The following is a 23161-nucleotide window of genomic DNA, read 5'->3' as shown; positions in this document are numbered from 1 at the left end:
CATCATGATGCGCTCTCATCGGCCTGGCGGTTCCAGGGCAGGCGCTGGGCCCAGCGCGCAAGGCGCGCACGCAGGTTGTCGAGGAACAGGTAAATCACGGGCGTGGTGTACAGCGTAAAGACCTGCGAGAGGAGCAGACCGCCCATCACGGTCACGCCGAGCGGCTGGCGCAGCGAGGCACCCTGGCCGAGCGCGAGCACGAGCGGCACGGCGCCGAGCACGGCGGCGAAGGTCGTCATCATGATCGGGCGCAGCCGCACCACGGCCGCTTCGTGAATCGCGCGGCGCGCGTCCATGCCTTCGTGGCGCTGCAGCTGGATCGCGACGTCCACCATCATGATGCCGTTCTTCTTGACGATACCGATCAGCAGGATGATGCCGATCATCGCGATGACCGAGAACGGCGTGCCGAAGATCAGCATGGCGAGCACCGCGCCGATACCCGCCGAAGGCAGCGTGGAGAGAATCGTGAGCGGGTGGATGGTGTTCTCGTAGAGCACGCCCAGCACGATATAGACCACGGCGAGCGCGGCGAGGATCAGAAGCGGCACGGTGCCCATCGACTGCGCATAGGCCTGGGCTGCGCCCGCGAACGAGCCGTGCACCGAAGCCGGCATGCCGATATCCTGCTGGGCCTTCTCGATGGTCGCCGCGGCGGCGGAGAGCGAACCGCCCTGAGGCAGGTTGAACGAAATCGTGCCCGCCACCATGCCGCTCTGGTGGTTCACCTGGGTGGCCGTGTGGCCCGTCGTCCACTTCATGGTGGCGAGCAGCGGCACCAGGGTTTCCGCCGCCGTGCTGTCCGCGCTGCCGCTCGAGCTGCCGCCCTTGCTGTTCGAGATGCTGTTGGTGAGCTGGTTGGCCTCGGCATTCGAATTCTGCGAATTCGTCGTGCCCGACGAACTGGACCCGGCGCTGATCGCGGTGGGCAGCTTGACGCCCGTGACCGTGCTGCCCGACATCTGCGTCTGCGCCGTGCCGGCCGCGTTGCCGGCCGCCGTGGAGAGCCAGATCTGGTCGAACGACTGCGGAAACTGCCAGTATTGCGGCGCGACTTCCATCACCACGAAATACTGGTTGAGCGGGTTGTAGATCGTCGAGACGGTGCGCTGGCCGAAGGCATCGTAAAGCACGCTGTCGACCTGGTTCGGATCGAAGCCGTAGCGCTTGGCCGTCGTGCGGCTCAGCGTGACGTAGGCCTGCAGGCCGTTTTGCTGCAGGTCGGAGTTCACGTCGGTGAGCACGCCGCGGTACTTGTTGAGCTCGTCCACGAGCTTCGGCACCCAGGTGAAGAGCGCGTCCGCGTCCTCGCTCGTGAGCGTGTACTGATACTCCGCCGCCGACTGCCGCCCGCCGATGCGCAAGTCCTGCTGCGCCTGGAGGAAGAGCCGCGCGCCGGAAACGGCGTTGAGCTTGGGCCGCAGGCGGTTGACGACCTCGGTGGCCGAAAGGTGGCGTTCTGCGAGCGGCTTGAGTTCGACGAACACGTTCGCCGTGTTGAGCGCGCGCCCGCCCGTGAAGCCGGCCACCGAGGCGACGGCCGGGTCCGTCTGCACGATCGCCTGCAACTGCGCGAGCTTTTTCTCCATCGCCGTGAAGGAGATGCTCTGGTCGGCGATGATCTGGCCGATCAGAATGCCCGTGTCCTGCTCGGGGAAGAACGTAGCGGGCAGAAAGCGCGCGAGGAACACGTTGCCGAACAGGAGCGCGATCAGCACCACGATCACGAGCACCCTGTGGTTGAGCGCGACGTCGAGCGAACGCGAGTAGGCCTGTTTGAAGCGCTCGAACTGCGCTTCGATCCAGACGGCCCAGCGCGCCTGGCTTTGCTGGCTGTGCTCGCGCGAGAGCACGTAGGCGCACATCGTGGGCGTGATCGTGAGCGAGACCACGAGGGAGATCAGGATCGCGACGGAGAGCGTGACCGCGAATTCGTGGAAGAGCAGGCCGACGACGCCGGGCATGAGCAGGATCGGCAGGAACACGGCGATGAGCGAGAGGCTCATGGAAACCACCGTGAAGCCCACTTCGCGCGCGCCGATCAGCGCGGCTTCCCTCGGCGGGAGTCCGGCTTCCATATGGCGCACGATGTTTTCCAGCACGACCACGGCGTCGTCCACCACGAAACCCGTGCCGATGGTGAGCGCCATCAGCGAGAGATTGTCGATGCTGTAGCCCAGCAGGTACATCGGGCCGAAGGTGCCGATGATCGAGATGGGGAGCGCCACGGCCGGGATCAGCGTGGCGCGCGGCGAGAGCAGGAACACGAACACCACGCCGATCACCAGCAGCACGGCGATGAAGAGCGTGCGCTCGGTGTCGGCCACGGAGGACTGCACCGACTCGGAACGGTCGATCGCCACATGCACCTTGACCGACGAGGGCAGGGCCGCCTCGATGGACGGCAGCCGGTCCCGGATCTGCTTGACCGTCTGCACGATGTTGCTGCTCGGCATGGGATACACGATCACGAGCACGGCCGACTTGCCGTTGTAGAGCCCGGCGTTGCGGATGTTCTCGTTCGAGTCGCGCACCTGGGCCACGTCGCGCAGCATCACGGGCGCGCCGTTGCGGTAGGCCACCACGATGTCGCGGTAGGGCGCGGCCTTGGAGATCTGGTCGTTCGAGATCACCTCGTAGCGCTGATCGCCCTGGTCGATGTGGCCTTTCGCGCTGTCCGCGTTGGCCGCGCCGATCGCCGCGCGCACGTCTTCGAGGCCGATGCCGTAGCTGTTGAGCTTGCCCGGCTCCAGCTCCACGCGCACCGAAGGCAGCGCGCCGCCGCCCAGCGTGATTTCACCCACGCCGTCGACCTGCGAGAGCTGCTGCTGGATCACCGAATCGGCGGAGTCGTAGAGCTGCGCCTTGGTGAGCGTGTCCGAGGTGAGCGCGAGCACCATGATCGGCGCGCTCGCCGGGTTGTACTGGCGGTACGTCGGGTTGCTGCGCAGCGTGGTCGGCAGGTCGGCGCGCGCGGCCTGGATCGCGGCTTCCACGTCGCGCGCGGCGCCGTTGATGTCGCGGTTCAGGCCGAACTGCACCACGATCATCGCCGAGCCCACCGAGTTGACGGAGGTGAGTTCGTTCACGTCCGCGATCGTGCCGAGGCGCCGCTCGAGCGGCTCGGCCACGGTGGACGCCATGATCTCGGGGCTCGCGCCCGCCATGGTGGCCTGCACCACGATCACCGGGAAGGCGATGTTGGGCAGCGGAGCGACCGGCAGGCGGAAGAACGCGAGCGTGCCCGCAATCAGGATCGCGATCGCGAGGAGCGAGGTCGCGACCGGGCGCCGGATGAAGATCGCCGAAAGGTTCACGGCGTGCCCTCGGGTGCGGGCGGGGCGCTGGTGCCAGGACCTGTGCCGGGACCTGCGCCTGGGCCATTGTCGGGACCGTCGGTGCTATCGGCACCGGCATCGGCATCGCCCGGCTGACCGTGGCTCGGCTTGCGGCCGAAACGCTGCGCCAGGCGGTCGAAGAACAGATAGATCACGGGCGTCGTGAAGAGCGTGAGCATCTGGCTGAGCGTGAGGCCGCCGATGATCGCGAGACCGAGCGGGCGGCGCAACTCCGAGCCCGTACCGGTGCCGAGCAGCATCGGCAGCGCGCCGAGCATGGCCGCGAGCGTCGTCATCAGGATCGGGCGGAAGCGCAGGATGGACGCTTCGAAGATCGCCTCGCGCGCCGGCTTGCCGTGCACGCGCTCGGCTTCGAGCGCGAAGTCCACCATCATGATGGCGTTCTTCTTGACGATACCGATCAGGAGCACGATGCCGATGATGCCGATCACGTCCAGGTCGCTGCCCGCGATCATCAGCGCGAGCAGCGCGCCGATGCCCGCCGAGGGCAGCGTGGAGAGAATCGTCACCGGATGCACGTAGCTCTCGTAGAGCACGCCCAGCACGATATACACCGCCACGAGCGCCGCGATCAGCAGATACACCTCGCTCGAAAGCGAGTCTTCGAACGCGGCCGCCGCGCCCTGGAACGACGAGGTGATCGAGGGCGGCAGGTTGATCGCCGCCTCGGCCTTGCGGATCTCGCTCACCGCGGCGGAAAGCGAGGCGTCCTTCGCGAGGTTGAACGAGATCGTGACCGCCGGGAATTGCGCGAGGTGGCTCAGCATGAGCGGCGAATGCGTGATGTGGATCGTCGCAATGCCCTTGAGCGGCACCTGGCCCGAACTGCTGGTCTGGCTCGGCAGATAGATGTCGCCGATCGATTCGACCGTGGGCACGGCCTCGGGCTTGGCGACGAGAATCACGCGGTACTGGTCCGACTGCTGAAAGATCGTCGAGACGATGCGCTGGCCCAGTGCGTCGTAGAGCGCATTGTCGATGGTCGCCGCCGTGATGCCGTAGCGTGCCGCGAGCTGGCGGTTCACTTCGACGTCGACGGAGAGGCCCTCGGAGTTCAGGTCGCTCGTGACGTCGGTGATCGACGGGATCTGCTTCATCTTCGCGATGAGCGCCGGCACGTACTGGTTGAAGGCCTCCTGGTTCGGCCCGCGCAGCACGAAGTTGTACTGGTTGCGCGAGATCGTCGTGTCGAGCGTGAGATCCTGCTCGGGCTGCAGATACAGCCGGATGCCGGAGACCTTCGCCGTTTCCTGCTGGATGCGCCGCGCGATGGCCTCGGCGGTGTCGGAGCGGTCGTCGTGCGGCTTCAGGTTGATCAGGAAGCGGCCGTTGTTGAGCGTGTTGTTGATGCCGTCGATGCCCACGTACGAGGTGAGCGAAACCACGTCGGGATCCTTGAGGATGGCTTCGGCGAGCGCGGACTGGCGCCGCACCATGGCCGAATACGACACGGAATTGTCGGCCACGCTGATGCCCTGGATCACGCCCACATCCTGCACGGGGAAGAGGCCCTTCGGGATCACCACGTAGAGCACGAGCGTGAGCACGATGGTGCCGAGCGCCACGAACAGCGTGAGCGTCTGGTGGTCGAGCACCCACCTGAGGCCGCGCTCGTAGGCGGCGAGCGTCTTGTCGAAGAGCCCTTCGCTGATGCGCTCGAAGCGGCTCGGATGGCGCTCCGCCTGGGCGCGCAGGATGCGCGCGCACATCATCGGCACGACGGTGAGCGAGACGACCGCCGAGAGCACGATGGTCACCGCGAGCGTCACGGCGAATTCGCTGAAGAGCCGGCCGATCACGCCGCCCATGAAGAGCAGGGGAATCAGCACCGCGATGAGCGAGACGGTGAGCGAGAGAATCGTGAAGCCGATCTGGCCTGCGCCCTTCAAGGCGGCCTGCAGCGGCTTGTCGCCTTCCTCCAGATAGCGCACGATGTTCTCGATCATCACGATCGAGTCGTCCACCACGAAGCCCGTGGCGATGATGAGCGCCATGAGCGAGAGGTTGTCGATCGAGTAGTTGAACTCGTACATCAGCGCGAGCGTGCCGATCAGCGAGACCGGCACCGAGATGCTCGGAATGATGGTGGCGGGCACGTTGCGCAGGAACACGAAGATCACGGCCACCACCAGCGCGATGGCGAGAATCAGTTCGAACGCCGCGTCCTTCACCGAAGCCTGGATCACGCCCACGCTGTTCGAGACCACCGTGACCTTCATGCCGGCCGGCAGCGTCGCTTCGAGCTGCGGCAGCTGCTTCATGATCTGGTTGACCGTGGCGATCACGTTGGCGCCCGGCTGGCGCTGCACGTTCAGCACGATCGCCGGTTCCTTGTTGTACCAGGCGCCGCGCTCCACGTCCTGCGCGGCCGAACTCACGCGCGCCACGTCGCGCATGAACACCGGCGCACCGTTCTGGTACGCGATCACGGTGTTCATGTAGTCGTTCGGGTCCGAGATCTGGTCGTTCGAGTTGATCGTGTAGTCGAGATCCGGGCCGTCGAAGTTGCCCTTCGGCTGGCTCACGTTCACGTTGGCGAGCAGCGTGCGCAGGTCGTCGATATTCAGGCCGTAGGCGGCGAGCTTCTGCGGGTCGGCCTCCACGCGCACGGCCGGCACGTTGCCGCCCGCGGTGGTGACGAGACCCACGCCCTGCACTTCCGAAATTTTCGTGGCGAGGCGGTTGTTGGCCGCGTCCTGCAGCTGCGTGAGCGACATCGACTTCGACGTGACCGCGAGCGTGAGGATGGGCTGGTCGGCCGGGTTGACCTTGGCGTAGGTCGGCGGCGCGGGCAGGCCGCTCGGCAGGTAGCTGTTGGCGGCGTTGATGGCCTGCTGGACGTTTTGTTCGGCGACGTCGAGGTTCAGCGACAGGTCGAACTGCAGCGTGATGATCGAAGCCCCTTCGGAGCTGTACGAGACCATCTGCTGCAGCCCCGGGATCTCGCCCAGCTGCACCTCCAGCGGCGCGGTGACGGTGGTGGCCATCACGTCGGGGCTCGCGCCGGGGTAGAAGGTCTGCACCTGGATGGTCGGGTAGTCGACCGAGGGCAGCGACGAGACCGGCAGGAACTTCATCGCCACGAGGCCGACCAGCACCATCGCGATCATCAGCAGCGAAGTCGCGACCGGCCTAAGAATGAACAGGCGGGAAATATTCATCGGCAGCGGATCCGCGGCTTACGAGGCTTGCGAGGCTTCGGGGGCCGAGGCACCGGACGCACCCGAGGCGCCATGGGCGTGATGCCCGTGGTGCGCGTGTGCGCCGCTGGCACCCGTTGCGCCGGCGGCTTCGCTGTCCGCGGTGCTGCCCGCGTTGTCACCCGTGGCAGCTGCGCTGGCCTCGCTTGCGCCGCTTGCTCCGCTGGCCGCGGCCGGACGTGCGGCCGCCGGGCGGATCTTCGCGCCGTCCGAGAGGCGGTCGAGGCCGTCGGTCACGACGCGCTGGCCTGCCGCGAGGCCCGATGCGATGACCGTGTTCTTGCCGTCGCTCGGGCCGAGCGTGACCTTGTGGACGGAGACCGTATTGTTGTCGTTCACGAGATAGACATAGTTGCCGGGCGCGCCCGTCTGCACCGCGGGCGTGGGCACGAGCACCGCGTTCTGCAGCGTATCGACGAGCAGCTTCACGTTGACGAACTCGTTGGGGTAGAGCGCCTCGTCGTCGTTGGGCAGGCTCGCGCGCAGCGTGACCGTACCGGTGGCCGTGGCCATCTGGTTGCTGATCGCGTAGAGCTCGCCGGTCGCGAGCTGCTTCGAGTTGTCGCTGCTATAGACCGTAACCGGCAGCTTCGCCCCCGTGCCGAAACGTTGCAGGACGTTGCCGAGCGTGTCCTGCGGCACCGGGAATTCGACGGTGGTGGGCGTCATCTGCGTGATGACGGCGATGCCGGGCGAGCTCGACGCGGTCACGTAGTTGCCCGGATCGACGAGCTGCAGGCCCACCCGGCCCGAAACCGGCGCCGTGATGTGGCAGTACGCGAGATCGAGGTCGAACTGGGCGATGTTCGCCTTGTCGGCCTTCACGGCGGCTTCGTCCTGCTGGACGAGGAACACCTGGTCGCTATAGGTCTGCTCGGCGATCGACTTGCGCTCGTTCAGGATCGTGAAGCGCGCGAGGTCGGAGCGCGCCTGGGCGAGCGACGCCTGATCCTTGGCAAGCTGGGCCTCGGCTTGCTGCTTGCTGATCTCGTACTGGCGCGGATCGATCTGGGCGAGGAACTGACCTTTCTTCACGTCCTGGCCTTCGTGGTAGCCCACGGCCGTGAGATAGCCGCTCAGTTGCGGCAGTACCGTGACCGTGGCAAGCGGCGTGATCGTGCCGAGCGCGGTAATCGTTTCGGGCATCGGACCGAGCACGGCGGTGGCCACCGTCACGACCTGCGCCGAGGGCGGACGCTCGGGCTTCTTGCCGCGCAGGATGTGCAGGATCACGAGCACGACGAGCACGACCACGATGATCGCGATCACGAGCGGGCCGTGCCGCCTGCGCGGCGGCGTGCCCGGCGGCGGGGTGTTGGGGGCCTTGGGCTGCGGGGTCGTTGCGTCGCTCACGCTTGCCTCCGTGCGTCAACGGTCACTGAAGGGTGTTGGCGCGTTTCGATGCCGTTGCGGAAATTGTCGTATTGCTGCATACGCATTCTCATGGTTGTTGTGCCGGTCAAACGCAGCGAGGCCAGCTGCGCGTTTCGGCCGAGTATGGAAGTCTAACCAGGTCGAACGCCAATTTCGAAACGTCAGTTAAATGAAAGGTTTTGGCGCGTTACAAGGGGGTGTTTTTGACATGTCTTGTTACGAGTCGCGCTGAAGCTGGCGGGAAAATGACGGAGTTGTCAGAAAGCAGAAAGCGATGAGTAAACGGCCGACGCCTGGCGAGGCAATCCGGCAGCCGGATATTGACCGCTAGACAGTCCTGCTGGTTTTCGCTGGACCAGCGATGAACCAGAAACCGTACGGCGGGCCGCTTGCAGGTTGTGGGCGATGCGGCTTCGATCGATCGTATTGCGTGATAGCTTGAATTCGATAACTCGACCGACCTTGCTTCCATGAACGCCAAACGCCTTGTTGCTGCGGTTGTCTTGCTCTGCATGAGTGTCGCGGGACGCGGAACGGAGTCTGCGCCTCCGATCACGCTTGAAGGAACGCTGCTCGTCGGCGATTTTTATGGGCCACCCGGTTATGGCGAGAATCCAGACCAGGACCGCATTGAGCATGCGTTATATCTACAGCTACCGGCTACACCGGAGATGCAGGTAGGGGACTCCGGAGCGTTGGCATCGTTCGACGCAGAAGCTCAGCGGACATACTTCGTTCAGGTCGTTCCTGATGGCCCGGACCGATCCGCGATGGAGAACGCAATCGGCCACAAAGTGGAAGTCAGAGGCGTCCCACTTGTTCCGGTGACAGGCCATCACCGAACCCCTCTGCTAATCGACGTGAAATCGTTCAAGCCGATTGATGCCTGGCATTGGTAGGCCGCGCTGGCGAGAACGTGCGATGCTGCGGGAAAAGGGCTTTCGGTCCATCTTTGATTATTTTTTGTCTATCTGGAAGAGCACTATATATTGGGTTTTCGCTTTGGTTTCGTTTTCGTATTACTGGATGGTCTCCATGGTCCGTCCGGTGATCGACGATTCCCGGCGGGCATTCCGCCGGTAGGTCAATGATGTCTGCCGAAGGTATCCACCATGCTGAATGCCGCTCGCTAAAGAACCCCCCCTGATTGTCGTAATCCAGTCTTTACGGCAATCAGAGTTTTGGAGGCGACGTTGAAACGGCAGTTCTGGATGGGTATGAGTTTAATCTGTCTTGCGCTGAGCGGATGCGCAACCCGGCAACTCGTGGCGACGCCCCTGCCCGAATCGCGGGTTGGTGTGAAGAGTTATGCAGAGATGGCGTATCAGCCGCTGGCACTGAACGACGCAAAGACGATTGACTTCGACACGAACACGTCGCCTGTGGCCCGCTTCCCGGACGGCCTTGGCGTGTATGCCGCCTTCTCGCTGGATCAACAGCCGGTAACGAGTGTCTTGCGCGTCCGCACCTGGTTTTCGAGCGGCTGGTTGCCGCTGGCGACGGTACTCAAGCCGTATGTGATGTTCCTCGACGCCGACAAACATGTGGTCAGCAATGTCGAGTCGTTCGAAGGCACCAACGGCTCGACCTTCGTTGAAGGCGGCTACCGGCAAGCCTATTTCCCCGTTCCTGCGGCGGCGCGATTCTTTATCGTCTATTCGGCCTCGTCGGAATCCGATCGCATGGTGCTCGCGGCACAAACCGGAAAACAGTGGGGCATTCCCAATGCCTATAGCGGCACGGTCGAGGTCAAGCAGGAGCTCGCACACCCATGAAAGCAAAAACACGGATGACGAGCCTGCTGGCTCGCGTAACGATGTTCGGGTGCGCCCTTCTGGCAGCGGGGTGCGTGACGACGAACTACATGCCGCCCCCCGGCGTGCCGACGGCAAACATTCGCTTTCGCGAGATCGGCGAAGGCGGTTTTTTCCTTTATCAACCGCCTCCGTTGCCGGGTTGCTATCTGCCTAGCGATCCGCTGGGCGGAGCGCTGGGCGGCGAGCCTATTGGCGTGGCGGATGTTCCTCCGAAGAACGACCATACGATCATTCTCATTCCGAGCCATCGGCAGCAGCCGCGGCTGGGCATGCCCATCGACGGACCCTACATCGACCGGAGCTACTTCGAACTGCGGATGCAGGCGGATCACCTGCTGACGCTGCGTGTGGTGCTCCCCGGCCGCGACCAGTTCGACAGCGCCTTTCGCTTTACGCCGAAGTCCGGGGAAAACTACGAGGTCACGGTCCGTCCGGGAACGCCGCTCAAGGTCGACGTCTATCATATCGACGCTCACGATGGACACTACTCGGTCGAGCCTGTGAGCGACCTCGAAATCGTTCGGCGATGTTCATGAAGGTCGCGAGCGTGCGCCTGTTGACTCGCGTTCGAGCGATTGATAGGATGGTGGCACTTTCAAAACGCCCTCCCGGTTCGCCGGGAGGGCGTTTCGTTTTGGTTCCCGCAACCCCTATGGAACCTTGAAATGAAAGTACCCTTTGAAACCCGCAAGGGATCGGCAGCCGGCCTCGGATATGTGCGGTATGGCCACGGTCCCGTTCATGTGCTGGTCATGCACGACTGGCTCGGCGACCACTCCAGTTACGACGCTGTTTTGCCTTGGCTCGATGGCCAGGCATTCACGTACGTTTTCGCCGATTTGCGGGGCTACGGGCAATCCATCGAACTAGGCGGCGAGTTCACGGTCGAGGAGATCGCCGCCGATTGCCTCATGCTCGCGGACGAGCTCGGTTGGCGACGCTTCCACCTGATCGGCCACTCGATGACCGGGATGATCACGCAACGCATCGCGGCCGACGTTCCGTCTCGCGTCGCGAGTGCGATTGCCGTGTGTCCCGTTTCCGCGGCGGGAAACCGGTTGAGTCCGGAGGCGCTGGCCTTCTTTGTCAGCACGATAGAAGACGACGATGCCCTGCGGCGGCTATTCCAATTCGTGACCGGCGGTCTTTCCGAAGGGTGGGCCGATCGCAAGGTGCAGCAAAGCCGTGCCACGGTTGCGCCAGCGTGCCGGAGGCAGTACCTCGAAATGCTGGTCACGGCCGATTTCGTCGAGGACGTTCAAGGCCTGGAAACACCGTACCTGATCGTGATCGGCGACAAGGACCCGGGGCTCGATGCGGCAGCAATGAGGCGCACCTTTCTTGCGTGGCATCCCAACGCGGAACTGCACGTTGTGCCCAATTGCGGGCACTATCCGATGCAGGAGTGCCCGCCTTATTTCGCAACGGTGATCGAGGGTTTCCTGAAGCGTGGAGCTTCCTGATCTGAACAGGGGACGCGTATCCCGGCGTTACGGGGCTTCCCGCAGCACCTGACGGTATCGCGTCCGCTTCGCGACTGACCCTGCACAAGACGGCGCCGACATCGGATTCGGGGTTCCGGACCGTCTGCGGAGCGAAATGCTGCATTGGGTCGGCTTGCCGTATCTGTTGAAGGCGCAAATGCAACAATAGCAGGAGCGCGGCACGGCTGGCTTCGCAGGCTGTCGTGCCGCGAATCTGCAATACTCTCGCAGAAAGCGGGCTCCAGACGCGTTGGCGGTTGCGACTTTCACGTCGGCACGTCAACAGATCGTGAGTTCATCCACCGCCGTTGACCTGTTCGAACATGACCGACTCAGCCGATATCCGTTTCCTGCTCGCAATACAAGAAGCGGGCAGCCTCGTGGCGGCAGCGAGAAAGCTTGGGATATCGCCGCCTGCGGTCACGCAGCGTCTGCAACAGATCGAAAAGAAGCTCGATACGCGCCTCGTCGACCGCACGGCCCGCGGCTTGCGATTCACGGAAGAGGGAACCCTGCTGTGCCAGCGTGGCGCGCACCTGGTGCAAGCGTTCGACACGCTGTTCGACGATTTGCGTGCGCGACGAGGGGGGCTCGTCGGCACCGTGAGGATTCGTGCGCCGCTGGGGTTTGGGCGGCGCTATCTGGCGTCTGTCGTATCCGGTTTCCAGCAAGACAATCCCGCCGTCGACATCGAGCTGACGCTCACCGATCAACCTTTGATCGAAACGGCCGACCGTTATGACATCGTGGTGCATATCGGCGAGCTGCCGGCGTCGAATCTGATCGGCTATGCGATCGCGCCGAATGCGCGCTTCGTGTGTGCTTCTCCCGCGTTTCTGAAGCGCTTTCCGAATCCGCAGACTCCCGACGATCTGGCGCATCTGCCGTGTATCGTGCTGCGCGAGAACAATGAAGATGCGTCGCTCTGGCAGTTCCGCAAGGGCCGTACGGCGCGCAGCGTCAGGGTTCCGTCGAAGTTGAGCTGCAACGATGGCGAGGTGATTCGCCAATGGGCGAGCGAGGGCCGCGGCGTTATTCTCCGCTCGGAATGGGATGTCGCGGACGATATCGCGAAGGGCAAGCTCGTGCGGTTGCTGCCCTCATGGAAGACCCGCGACGCCGATGTGATCGCGCTGACCCGCCATCGCGCGGGATTGCCGGCCCGTACCCGGCAATTCATGCAGTATCTGCAGGCGCAATTCAGACCCGCACCGCCGTGGCGAAGTCAGGCGACACCTCGCTAGCGATTCAGTTTTTTTGAATGATTGATTCGATCTGGCTGAATGGCCGGCGTCCGATCGAACTCTATACTGGATGTCATGAACGAACTGCACGCACAGGGAGTCCTCGCTCATGAATCATCTATCCGCTTCGACCGCTTCGACCGCTTATCCGAAGGCGGTTCTCTTCGACCTCCTGACCGCGTTGCTCGATTCGTGGACGATCTGGAATCGCGCCGCGGGCTCGGAACAGGCGGGCCGGGCGTGGCGCGCCGAATACCTGCGTCTGACCTATGGATGCGGCCGCTATGTCGCCTATGAACAGCTGGTTCGCGAAGCGGCGGCGCGCACTGGCCTGCCCGAATCCGCCGCGCTCGCTCTTGAAGCCGACTGGCTGCAACTGAGCCCGTGGAGCGGGGCGGTCGAGGTATTGCAGCAGCTTCAACCGCACTGCAAGCTCGCCATCGTGACCAATTGCTCGATCCGGCTTGGCCGCCAGGCGGCGGGTCTCTTTCCTGTCGAATGGGACGCCGTGGTCACGGCCGAAGAAGCCGGAACCTACAAGCCGAGCCCCGTTCCCTATCGCATGGCGCTCGATGCACTGGGCGTGGCGCCTTCGGAAGCCGCCTTCGTCGCCGGGTCGAGCTACGACATGTTCGGCACCGCGGCGGTCGGCTTGCGGACTTACTGGCACAACCGTATTGGCCTGCCGTTGGCAGAAGGCGCGCCGCCTCCGGAAATCGAAGCGCCCACGCTCGATGGCCTGGTGCCCTGGTGCAGCCGTTTTGGTGCGTCGGCCCATAGCAACCCGTCTGCCTGAAATCATGAAACTCGACACACTCGATACCCCCGCGGCCCTCGTCGATGTCCCGCGGATGAACAGGAACATTGAGCGCATGCAGGCAAGGATGAACGCCCTCGGCGTGAGATTCCGCCCGCATGTAAAAACGACCAAATGCCTGGAGGTTGTGCGCGCGCAATTGGCGGCAGGCGCGAACGGCATTACGGTTTCAACGCTGAAAGAAGCCGAGGTGTTCTTTGCTGCGGGTGTCACCGACATTCTCTATGCGGTCAGTATTGCGCCGTCGAAGCTGCCCAGAGCGCTGGCGCTCAGACAGCGGGGCTGCGATCTGAAGCTGGTGGTCGATAGCGCAGGCGCGGCAGTCGAAGTCGCGAGGTTTTGCGCCGCACAGAGGGCAACGTTCGAAGTCTGGATCGAGGTCGACACGGACGGGCATCGTTCAGGCATCTCGCCGGAGCAGGACGCGTTGCTGGAAGTCGGGCGCATCCTGCACGACGGCGGTGTCGGGCTTGGCGGCGTGATGACGCATGCAGGGTCCAGCTACGAGCTGCATACGCCCGAGGCGCTCGCGGCGCTCGCCGAGCAGGAGCGCGCGGGCTGCGTTCGTGCGGCGCAACGGCTGCGTGACGCAGGCTTTCCCTGCGAAGCGGTGAGCGTTGGTTCGACGCCCACGGCGTTGTCCGCCGGGAAGCTGGATGGGGTGTCCGAGGTGCGGGCCGGCGTCTACGTCTTTTTCGATCTTGTGATGCACAACGTCGGCGTCTGCTCGATCGACGACATCGCCTTGAGCGTGCTCACGACGGTCATCGGCCATCAGCCCGAGAAGGACTGGGTGATTCTGGACGCGGGCTGGATGGCGATGAGCCGCGATCGCGGAACGTCGAAGCAGATGCACGATTTCGGATATGGTCTGCCGTGCGGGCTCGACGGCACGCCTCTGACCGATTGGGTACTGAGCAGCGCAAACCAGGAGCATGGTATTTTGTCGCCCGCGCAGGGAGCGCAGCTGGGCGAGCCACTGGCGACGCGCTTTCCGGTCGGAACGAAGCTGCGCATCCTGCCTAACCACGCTTGCGCAACGGGTGCGCAGTTCCCGGAGTATCACGCGCTATCTGCAGATGGCGAAACTACCGTATGGAGCCGTTTTCATGGCTGGTAACGAATCGGGCGCGCGGTTGCCGCGCAGGGAAAACCCGGCGAATCTCGCGACGCCGGGCGGCCACTATAGCCACGTGGCGATCGCAAACGGGCTGGTGTTCGTGTCCGGACAGTTGCCGATCGATGCGCAGGGCCGCAAGCTCACGGACGCTTCGTTCGAGGTGCAAGCGAGACAGGTGCTGGCGAACGTCGCGGCCGCGCTGGAAGGCGCGGGCAGCAGCATCGCACAACTGGCGCAGGTGCGCGTCTACCTCGCCGACATCGAGCTTTGGCCCAGTTTCAATCAGATCTACGCGGAGTGGGCGGGCGATGCGCGGCCGGCCCGCGCGATCGTGCCGACCGGGCCGCTTCACTTCGGCTTCAAGATCGAGATCGAGGCGACGGCGATGCTGTGAGACAGCTCGCCGGGCGTCGGGACCGGCGAGCAATCCGCGCAACGTTGTGCCGCATGACCTGGTCCGTGGCCGTGAGCGGCGGGCTCAGGCGACGCTGTTGGGCGCACTGTCGCCATGCGTGGCGATCGCGCCATAACACGCGGGCCGGCGGTCGCGGAACACGCCCCACGCGCGCCGCTTCGCCGCGAGCGCGTCGAGGTCGAACTCCGCCGTGATGATCGCGCTTTCCGTGCGGTTGCATTCGGCTATCTTCTCGCCGTCCGGGCCGGCGATGAACGAACTGCCGTAGAACGTGATCGCGCCCGTTTCGCCGGTTTCGATGCCGATGCGGTTGCTCGCCACGAGCGGCATCACGTTGGCGGCGGCGTGACCGCGCTGCACATTTTGCCAGTGCGTGCGCGAGTCGATGGTGGCGTCGTGCGGCTCGCTGCCGATCGCCGTGGGATAGAACAGGATTTCCGCGCCCGCGAGCGCCATGGCCCGCGCGCATTCCGGAAACCACTGGTCCCAGCAGATGCCCACGCCGATCCGCCCGTAAGCCGTGTCCCAAACCTTGAAGCCGGTGTCGCCGGGCGTGAAGTAGTACTTCTCGGTGTAGCCCGGGCCGTCGGGGATATGGGTCTTGCGATACACGCCGAGCGCGCTGCCGTCGGCGTCGAAGATCGCGATCGAGTTGAACTGGGTCTGGCCCGAGCGTTCGAAGAAGCTCACCGGCAGCACGACGGAAAGCTCGCGCGCGAGCGCCGCGAAGCGGCCAAGCCACGGATGATTCTCGTATGGCTGGGCGAGCGCGAGGTGCGCGGGATTCTGGTCGATGCAGAAGTAGGGCGTTTCGAACAACTCCTGCAACAGCACGATCTGTGCGCCGGCGCGGGCCGCCTGGCGCACGGTCTCTTCCGCCTGCGCGAGATTGCCTGCGATATCCCAGCTCGCCGCCATCTGGGTGGCGGCCACCACGACCTTTCTCATTGTCTTTCCTCTCATGCGGCCTGCGCGGCCGCGGTTCTCGTCGCCCGTCTTTGCTGATGCCCGGATGGTCCGGGCAGGTTGGCTGTGATAATAAGTCAATAAAGACGGGCTGTTTTTTGCCTGATTTGCATACCGCTTGTGCGGTGAAGGAAATAATTGAAGGGGAGATTCACATGGCGCGTATCGACTTGCTTGTCGCGATCGAAACCTTTGTCTGCGCCGTCGAAGCGGGCAGCCTCAGCAGCGCGGCGCGGCGGCTCGACAAGACGCCTTCGGCGGTGACGAAGACCATCGCCGGACTCGAGGCCACTCTCGGCGTGCGCCTTTTCGAGCGCACCACGCGCACGCTCGCGCTCACGGAAGGCGGGCGGCTCTATCTCGCGACGGCCACGGAAGTCCTGCAACGGCTGGCAGACGGCGCGCGGCAGCTTTCCGAACACGACGACGAGCCGCGCGGCCCGCTGCGCGTCACGGCGGCGCACTCGTTCGGGCAGGCGGTGCTGGCGCCGCTCGCTACGCCGTTCAGCCGGGCGTTCCCGCGCGTCCAGCTGGAGATCGCGCTGTCCGACCGCTATGTCGATATCGTGGGCGAGGGCTTCGACCTCGCGCTGCGCATGGGCAACTACGACCTGCCGAGCCAGATCGTCAAGCCCATCGGCTCGAACCGCAGCCTGCTCTGCGCGAGTCCGGACTACCTCGCGCGACATGGCATGCCGGCGACGCCGAAGGCGCTGGCGAACCATGCGTGCATTGCCTACCGGCACCCGGCGCTTTCCGGCGTCTGGCGCTTCAGCCGGGACGGCGAGGGGGAGGGCGAAGTGGCGATCGAGCCGCGCGGCTCGATTGCCACCGACAGCTACGAACTCGCGCGCGCTGCGGCAATCGGCGGCGCGGGCATCTTGCCCTGCCTTTACTGGAGCGTCGTGCCGGAGCTCGAGAGCGGCCGACTCGTGCCGCTCCTGACGGACTGGCGCTTCAGTTGTCCGTGCTTTGGCGAGGAATGGGTCTGCGCGGTGTATCCCGTGAGCCGGCGCGGGTCCGCGAAGATCCAGCGGCTGATCGAGATGCTGCAGGCGCGGCTCGCCGACGGCGAAGCGCGCGTGGCCGCCGTGACGGCTGCGCTGGCGCGGCGCTGACCGCGAGAGAGCGGCTGGTCGGGTCGTTCAACGAGCACTTAACTCATACGACAACATATCTCGTAAACCCGAGATATCGGGCTCGAAAAGGAACGGCCAATGTTCAAATGAAAATTTTTGTGTCGCCGCAAATTCTGTTGGACTTCGCTCTGATACCCTGAAGATTCAAGCTGGAAAGCCTTCTGCATAAGGCTTTGCGGCGCGAGCTCTGCCGTCGCTCGCTGGTTTTCCCTGGTTTCGATATGTTCGTTTAGTGATACGATGACTGACGATAAATGCGCTCCGATGTTCGAATTCGAGCATCGGTGAACGTCGATACCGGGTCGAGACCCCGGTCTGAACGTGGAGGGAGACGGACTTTGAGAACAATCATTGGCCTGCGCTGGTGGATCATCGCGCTCGTGTGCTGCGGGACCGTCGTGAACTACCTGTCGCGCAATGCGCTCGGCGTCATGGCGCCCGAGCTGAAAACCCTGCTGCACATGAGCACCCAGCAGTATTCGTACGTGGTGGGGGCGTTCCAGGTGGGCTACACGATCATGCAGCCGGTGTGCGGGCTGGTGGTCGATCTGATCGGCCTGCGCATCGGCTTTGCGCTGTTTGCCTGTCTCTGGTCCGCCACCGGGGTGCTGCACGGTCTGGCCGGCAGCTGGATGTCGCTTGCCGCCTTGCGCGGCCTGATGGGTCTCTCGGAAGCCGTCGCCATTCCCGCCGGCATGAAGGTGGTCGCGGAATGGTTTCCGAATCGCGAGAAGTCGGTGGCGGTCGGCTACTTCAATGCCGGCACGTCGCTCGGTTCGCTGCTCGCGCCGCCGCTCGTCGTGTTTCTCTCGCTGCGCTACGGCTGGCAAAGCGCTTTCGCCGTGACGGGCGCGCTGGGCTTCGTCTGGGCGGGGCTCTGGTACTGGCTCTATCGGCCGCCGGTCGAGCATCACCGCATCGGCCAGAAGGAGCTGGCGAACATCACGGAAGGGCAGACGCCTTACGAGTCCGTTTCCACGGATGGCCGCAAGGTCCGCGCCGTGCTCCGCACGCGGCGCTTCTGGGCGATCGCGCAGGCGCGCTTTTTCGCCGAGCCGGCCTGGCAGACCTTCAGCTTCTGGATTCCCCTGTACCTCGCCACCGAACGTCACATGGACCTGAAGCAGATCGCGCTCTTCGCGTGGCTGCCGTTTCTCGCGGCGGACCTGGGCGGCCTCTTCGGCGGCTATCTTTCGCCGTTCCTGATGAAGCGCCTGCGTGTGCCGTTGATCGCCTCGCGCATTACGGGCGTGGTGCTGGGCGCGTTCATGATGATCGGCCCCGCATGCATCGGCCTCGTTGCTTCGCCCTACCAGGCAATCGCGCTCTTCTGCGTGGGCGGCTTCGCGCATCAGATGATTTCGGCGCTCGTCAACACGCTGGCGGCCGACGTATTCGAGCCGGGCGAAGTCGGCACCGTGGCGGGCTTTGCCGGTATGGCGGCCTGGATTGGCGGCCTGGGCTTTTCGCTGATCGTGGGCGCGCTGGCCGACAAGATCGGCTATACGCCGCTCTTCGGTGCGTTGGGGGCTTTCGACCTGATTGGCGCGACGCTGCTCGTGATCCTCATGCGTGGCGCCACGCGCAGCCGGCGGCCGCGGCCTGTCGATCACGGCGCAGGCCGTGCGGCATGAATCGATGGAAATGGAAACGCAACATGGCTGATTTGAAGAATCGACCGCACTTTCAGGTCTCCGAACGGAATGGCAGCCGGATCGTGCTGGCGTCTGCCGGCAGCGAGCGGATCGAGCTTTATGTGCTCGCGGACGACATCATGCGTGTACTCGTCTTGCCGAAGGGCGAGCTTCAGGGGCCGCGTACCTGGGCGATCGCGCCGGGGCAGGAAGACGTGCCGGTGGAAGGGCGCGAGCGACGCGATCTGAGCGGCTTCGATTCCGTCGAATTCAGCGTGAACGACGACGCGGACCGGCTGGTGGTGCAAACGCGCCTCGTGCGGTTGACGGTGGCGCTCGACGGCGGCTTCTGTTCGTGGGAACTCGCACACGATGGCGAGTGGCACAGCGTCATGAACGACCGCAGGACGCAGGCCTATAACTTCGGCTGGTGGGACGAACGCGTCTATCACTATGTCGAGCGCCAGCGCGGCGAAATGTACGTGGGTCTGGGCGAGCGCGCCGGGTCGCTCGATCGCGCGAACCAGAGCTACGAAATGCGCAATATCGACGCGATGGGTTATAGCGCGCGCACGACCGATCCGCTCTACAAACACATTCCGTTCTACGTCACCTGGCAGCCGCAGACGTCGATGGGCTTCGGGCTCTTCTACGACACGCTGGCCGACTGCCGCTTCGACATGGGCCGCGAACTCGACAACTATCACGGTCACTATCGCCACTTCGTCGCGGAGCACGGCGATCTCGACTATTACTTCATTGCCTCTGCGCAAACGCCGCTGAACGCGGTGCGCCGCTTCACCTGGCTCACGGGCCGGCCGGCTTTCATGCCGAAATGGGGGCTTGGTTATTCCGGCTCGACCATGAGTTATACCGATGCGCCCGATGCCCAGCGCCGCATGGGCGAATTCATCGAACGCTGCCGCGAACACGACGTGCTGTGCGACTCGTTTCATTTGTCGTCGGGTTATACGTCGATTGGGCCGAAGCGCTACGTCTTCAACTGGAACCACGAAAAATTCCCCGACATCGAAGGATTCGTGCACGGCTATCTGCGCGAGGGCGTGCGCCTGTGCGCGAACATCAAGCCCTGCCTGCTGCAGGACCATCCTGCCTTCGACGAGGCCAGATCATCGGGACTGCTGATCGAATCGCGAGAAGGGGATCCCACCTGGGTGCAGTTCTGGGATGAAGTCGGCGCGTATCTGGACTTCACGAACCCGGACACCATTGCGTGGTGGAAGTCGCGCGTGAAGGAGAGTCTGCTGCGTTTCGGCATTGCGTCCACGTGGAACGATAACAACGAATTCGAAATCTGGACACCCAACGCCATGGCCCGGGGTTTCGGCAAACCATTCCCGGCGCATCAGGCCAAGGTGTTGCAGACCCAGCTGATGATGCGCGCTTCGCGCGATGCGCAACGCGAGCATGCGCCCCATAAGCGGCCGTTTCTGGTGTCGCGCTCGGGCGGCGTGGGCATGCATCGCTACGTACAGACCTGGTCCGGCGACAACTACACGTCGTGGGAGACGCTGCGCTACAACCTCAAGATGGGTCTTGGCCTCGCGATGTCGGGTGTGTCGAACAGCGGGCATGACATCGGCGGATTCTCGGGGCCGGCCCCCGGGCCGGAGCTGCTGCTGCGCTGGGTGGCGTTCGGCGTCTTCCTGCCGCGCTTTTCGATTCATTCGTGGAACGACGACGGCACCGTCAACGAGCCGTGGATGTACCCCGAGGCGACGCAGCAGATTGCCGCTCTCATCAAGCTGCGCTACCGGCTCATGCCTTACCTGTACGAACTGCTGTGGCAATCGCACCGTTTATATGAACCCGTGCTGCGGCCGCTGTTCGCCGAATTCCCCGGCGATCCGCGTTGCCTCGCCGACAGCGACGACATGATGCTCGGCTCGGCGCTGCTCGTTGCGCCGGTGGTGGAAGAAGGGCAGCGCGAGCGCGAGGTGTATCTGCCGGCCGGCGCGCGTTGGGCTTCTTGCTGGAGCGGCGAAGTGTACGCAGGCGGCCAGTCCGTCACGCTGCCGGCGCCGTTCGAGGAACCGGTCATGTTGCTGCGCGAAGGATGCGCGATGCCATTGAACGTGGCAGAACAGTATTTTGCGCGGCCCGCCGACGAGCGTGCGTTCATGGCGGTGCCGTACGCGGGCGCAGGTGTGGCGCGGGGCGGCTGCGTGGAGGACGACGGCGAAACCGAAGCCTGGCGCGATGGCGCGCAAGGACGCTGGCAGATCGCCATCGCAAGCGACGCGACCACGCTGCGCATCTCGGTTGAACGCACCGGAACGATGCCGCGCGAGCAAAACCACGTGCAGATCCAGATTCCGGCTTCCGATACCCGCACCGTAATGAGCACGAATGCGGCAGTGACCGACGATTCCCTCACTGACGGCTGGCGCCGTCTGACCTTGCATCTTTCACATTAAAAGCACGGCCGCGTGACCGGAGGGGTCACGCATCCCATCCTGGAGATTCTTCGACAATGAATACGATCAAGCGCACGCGCAGGCGTGCATGGGCCTTCTCGTGCCTGCCGCTGGCGGGTGCGGTGCTCGCGGCCGACGCTTCGGCGCAAAGCAGCGTCACGCTGTACGGCGTGATCGATAATGCTTTTGCCTATTCCAGCAATCAGCACGGGCAGTCCAACTTCTACATGAGCCAGGGCAACCTGCAGGCGAGCAAGTTCGGCCTGCTGGGCGCGGAGGACCTGGGCGGCGGTACGCAGGCGATCTTCCGGCTGGAGAGCGGCTTTAACTCGCTCACGGGCGCGCAGGGCAGCACGGGCTACATGTTCAACCGGCAGGCCTACGTGGGCTTCAGCAATCGCCAGTACGGCACGCTCACGCTTGGCCGGCAGTACACGCCGTACTTCAACATGGTGGGCGCGCTCGGCCCTACGAGCGCGCTTACGGGTGCGACGGGCGCCCACCCCGGCGATCTGGATGCGCTCGACACGACGCTGCGCTTCAATAATTCGATCACCTATACATCGGCGAATTTCGCGGGTCTCGTGTTCGGCGTGCAGTATGGACTGGGCGGCACGCCCGGCAGCGTCGCCAACGGCAGCAACTTCAGCGCGGCCATGCGCTACGACTACCAGGCCTTTTCGGCAGCCGTGGGTTACGTCAAGCTCAAGAACATCACGACGAGCCAGTCGCTCGGCAGCTTCGCGGACAATTCGCCGGTCAACAGCGGCTACGCGAGCGCGAACAGTTCGCAGATGGTGGCCGCGGCCGCGCGCTACAACTTCAGCCAGCTGATGGTGGGGCTGAACTATTCGAACGTTCAGTACGCGCCGGGTGCGCAGTCGCTGTTCGCGAACGAGGCCGTGTTCAATACCTACGGCGCCATTGCGACGTACCAGTTCACGCCGGCCCTGTACGCCGGCATCGGCTACAGCTATACGCGCGCGAGCAAGGCCAACGGCATCGACGATCCAGCCCGGTACCACCAGGTATCGCTGGAACAGACCTACAGCTTGTCGAAGCGGACGACGTTCTATGCGATCGAGGGCTATCAGCATGCGCGCGGCAAATCGCTGATCGCTTCGGGCTCGGGGACGACGATTGCCGACGCCGTGGCCGTGGTCGGCGACTCGCAGAACACCACGCCCTCGTCGGGGCCCTCGCAGTTCGTCGGCATGGTCGGCATCCGTCATACCTTCTGATCGCGGGCGTTAGCGACCTGGCGGCTCAGGCCCCGTACTTGTCGGACGAGTCCCGCCGGGACTCGTCCGACAACGTATAATTGGAGGCTAAACGACTAGCCCGCCAAGGAGGGTTCGATGGCAGAGCCGCTTGCCACGCCCACGTCCAACCCCACGCTCCTACCCAGCCGTACCCGCAATCTCGCCGAACAGGTCGTCGCCTGGGTCAACGAGCAGATCGCCACGCGCTCGCTCAAGCCGGGCGACAAGCTGCCGACGGAAAGCAGCCTGATGTCCCAGCTCGGCGTGAGCCGCACAGTGGTCCGCGAGGCGATTTCGCGCCTGCAGGCCATGTCCGTCATCGAGACGCGTCACGGCATCGGCAGCTTCGTGCTCGAGCCGCGCCGCGAGCCGCTCGACATCGAGGTGGTGCCGGCCAGCACGCTGAGCGACGTGCTTTCGGTGCTCGAACTGCGCATCAGCCTGGAAACGGAGTGTGCGGGCCTCGCGGCCCAGCGCGCGGGCGAGCGTGATCTGGCGAGCATTCGCGGCGCGCTCGAAGCGATCGGCGAGGCGACGCGCACGGGCGGCGACAGCGCCGCCGCCGACCTGCAGTTCCACGTTGCGGTGGCGCGGGCGACGGGCAACCGCTACTTCGTCGATATCCTCACGCAGATGGGCGCGGCGCTGATTCCGCGGCACCGGATCGATTCGGCGGGGATCGCGAAGACGGACCCGCAGGCTTACGCGGAACTCGTGAACCGCGAGCACGAGAGCATCTTCGATGCGATTGCGCGGCACGATCCCGAGGGGGCGCGTGCGGCGATGCGCATGCACCTGTCGAGCAGCCGCGAGCGGTTGAGGCGCGCGGCTGCGGCTGCGGGGGAGCGGGGCGGCGTTTGAGCAAACGCGCGCCGGAATGCAGCCCGTCTTT

17 protein-coding genes are annotated in these 23161 nt (G+C 64.4%); 13 read left to right on the top strand and 4 right to left on the bottom strand.

Annotated elements, in window-relative coordinates:
- Positions 1 to 2: 2 nt before the first annotated feature.
- The 3 genes from U5760_RS17255 to U5760_RS17245 are packed head-to-tail and all read right to left on the bottom strand — an operon-like array spanning position 3 to position 7912.
- Positions 3 to 3317, bottom strand: a complete 3315-nt coding sequence (locus U5760_RS17255; RefSeq protein WP_322013452.1) for an efflux RND transporter permease subunit — start codon at positions 3315 to 3317, stop codon at positions 3 to 5.
- Positions 3314 to 6520 carry an efflux RND transporter permease subunit gene (locus U5760_RS17250; RefSeq protein ID WP_322013450.1) on the bottom strand — a complete coding sequence of 1069 codons (3207 nt, stop codon included), beginning with the start codon at positions 6518 to 6520 and terminating at the stop codon, positions 3314 to 3316. The genes U5760_RS17255 and U5760_RS17250 overlap by 4 nt, the downstream gene beginning before the upstream one ends.
- Positions 6521 to 6538: 18 nt before the next feature.
- Positions 6539 to 7912 (bottom strand): efflux RND transporter periplasmic adaptor subunit, encoded by a 1374-nt coding sequence (locus tag U5760_RS17245; protein WP_322013448.1) that lies wholly within the window; start codon positions 7910 to 7912, stop codon positions 6539 to 6541.
- Between the two features lie 491 nt (positions 7913 to 8403).
- Between U5760_RS17245 and U5760_RS17240 the strand changes: the two genes are divergently transcribed.
- The 8 genes from U5760_RS17240 to U5760_RS17205 all read left to right on the top strand — a co-directional run bounded on the left by U5760_RS17240 (position 8404) and on the right by U5760_RS17205 (position 14809).
- Entirely contained in the window at positions 8404 to 8832 is a 429-nt protein-coding gene (locus tag U5760_RS17240) for a DUF4431 domain-containing protein (RefSeq protein ID WP_322013447.1), read from the top strand.
- Positions 8833 to 9126: 294 nt separating this feature from the next.
- Positions 9127 to 9708 (top strand): hypothetical protein, encoded by a 582-nt coding sequence (locus U5760_RS17235; protein ID WP_322013446.1) that lies wholly within the window; start codon positions 9127 to 9129, stop codon positions 9706 to 9708.
- Between the two features lie 14 nt (positions 9709 to 9722).
- A complete protein-coding gene (locus U5760_RS17230; RefSeq protein WP_322013444.1) occupies positions 9723 to 10286 on the top strand; it encodes a hypothetical protein in 564 nt (187 codons plus the stop codon).
- Positions 10287 to 10502: 216 nt separating this feature from the next.
- Positions 10503 to 11213, top strand: coding sequence for an alpha/beta hydrolase (locus U5760_RS17225; RefSeq protein ID WP_322013443.1), 711 nt, complete (start codon positions 10503 to 10505; stop codon positions 11211 to 11213).
- Positions 11214 to 11557: 344 nt separating this feature from the next.
- A complete protein-coding gene (locus U5760_RS17220) occupies positions 11558 to 12478 on the top strand; it encodes a LysR family transcriptional regulator (protein ID WP_322013442.1) in 921 nt (306 codons plus the stop codon).
- Between the two features lie 109 nt (positions 12479 to 12587).
- Entirely contained in the window at positions 12588 to 13274 is a 687-nt protein-coding gene (locus U5760_RS17215) for an HAD-IA family hydrolase (protein ID WP_322013441.1), read from the top strand.
- Positions 13275 to 13278: 4 nt separating this feature from the next.
- Positions 13279 to 14415 (top strand): DSD1 family PLP-dependent enzyme, encoded by a 1137-nt coding sequence (locus tag U5760_RS17210; protein WP_322013440.1) that lies wholly within the window; start codon positions 13279 to 13281, stop codon positions 14413 to 14415.
- Positions 14405 to 14809, top strand: coding sequence for a RidA family protein (locus U5760_RS17205; protein ID WP_322013439.1), 405 nt, complete (start codon positions 14405 to 14407; stop codon positions 14807 to 14809). The genes U5760_RS17210 and U5760_RS17205 overlap by 11 nt, the downstream gene beginning before the upstream one ends.
- Before the next feature lie 84 nt (positions 14810 to 14893).
- On the opposite strand, the gene aguB is transcribed toward U5760_RS17205, so the two are convergent.
- The gene (gene aguB / locus U5760_RS17200; protein ID WP_322013438.1) at positions 14894 to 15778 is read right to left on the bottom strand and encodes an N-carbamoylputrescine amidase; all 885 of its coding nucleotides are present in this window, start codon (positions 15776 to 15778) and stop codon (positions 14894 to 14896) included.
- A 173-nt stretch (positions 15779 to 15951) separates the two neighbouring features.
- Here aguB and U5760_RS17195 point away from each other — a divergent pair, with 173 nt between their 5' ends.
- From U5760_RS17195 to U5760_RS17175, 5 genes are all read left to right on the top strand, one after another.
- Positions 15952 to 16914, top strand: a complete 963-nt coding sequence (locus U5760_RS17195) for a LysR family transcriptional regulator (RefSeq protein ID WP_322013437.1) — start codon at positions 15952 to 15954, stop codon at positions 16912 to 16914.
- A 359-nt stretch (positions 16915 to 17273) separates the two neighbouring features.
- On the top strand, positions 17274 to 18569 hold the full coding sequence (locus U5760_RS17190; protein ID WP_322013436.1) for an MFS transporter: 1296 nt from the start codon (positions 17274 to 17276) through the stop codon (positions 18567 to 18569).
- A 23-nt stretch (positions 18570 to 18592) separates the two neighbouring features.
- Positions 18593 to 21007, top strand: coding sequence for a glycoside hydrolase family 31 protein (locus U5760_RS17185; protein ID WP_322013434.1), 2415 nt, complete (start codon positions 18593 to 18595; stop codon positions 21005 to 21007).
- Between the two features lie 56 nt (positions 21008 to 21063).
- Positions 21064 to 22248, top strand: a complete 1185-nt coding sequence (locus U5760_RS17180) for a porin (protein WP_322013433.1) — start codon at positions 21064 to 21066, stop codon at positions 22246 to 22248.
- Positions 22249 to 22365: 117 nt separating this feature from the next.
- On the top strand, positions 22366 to 23130 hold the full coding sequence (locus U5760_RS17175) for a FadR/GntR family transcriptional regulator (RefSeq protein ID WP_322013431.1): 765 nt from the start codon (positions 22366 to 22368) through the stop codon (positions 23128 to 23130).
- Positions 23131 to 23161: the final 31 nt, after the last annotated feature.

The sequence above is a fragment of the Paraburkholderia sp. J12 genome, from assembly GCF_905220215.1.
Classification (GTDB): domain Bacteria; phylum Pseudomonadota; class Gammaproteobacteria; order Burkholderiales; family Burkholderiaceae; genus Paraburkholderia.
The sequence above is the reverse complement of the archived record's forward strand: the minus strand, read 5'-3'. Positions and strand labels throughout refer to the sequence as shown.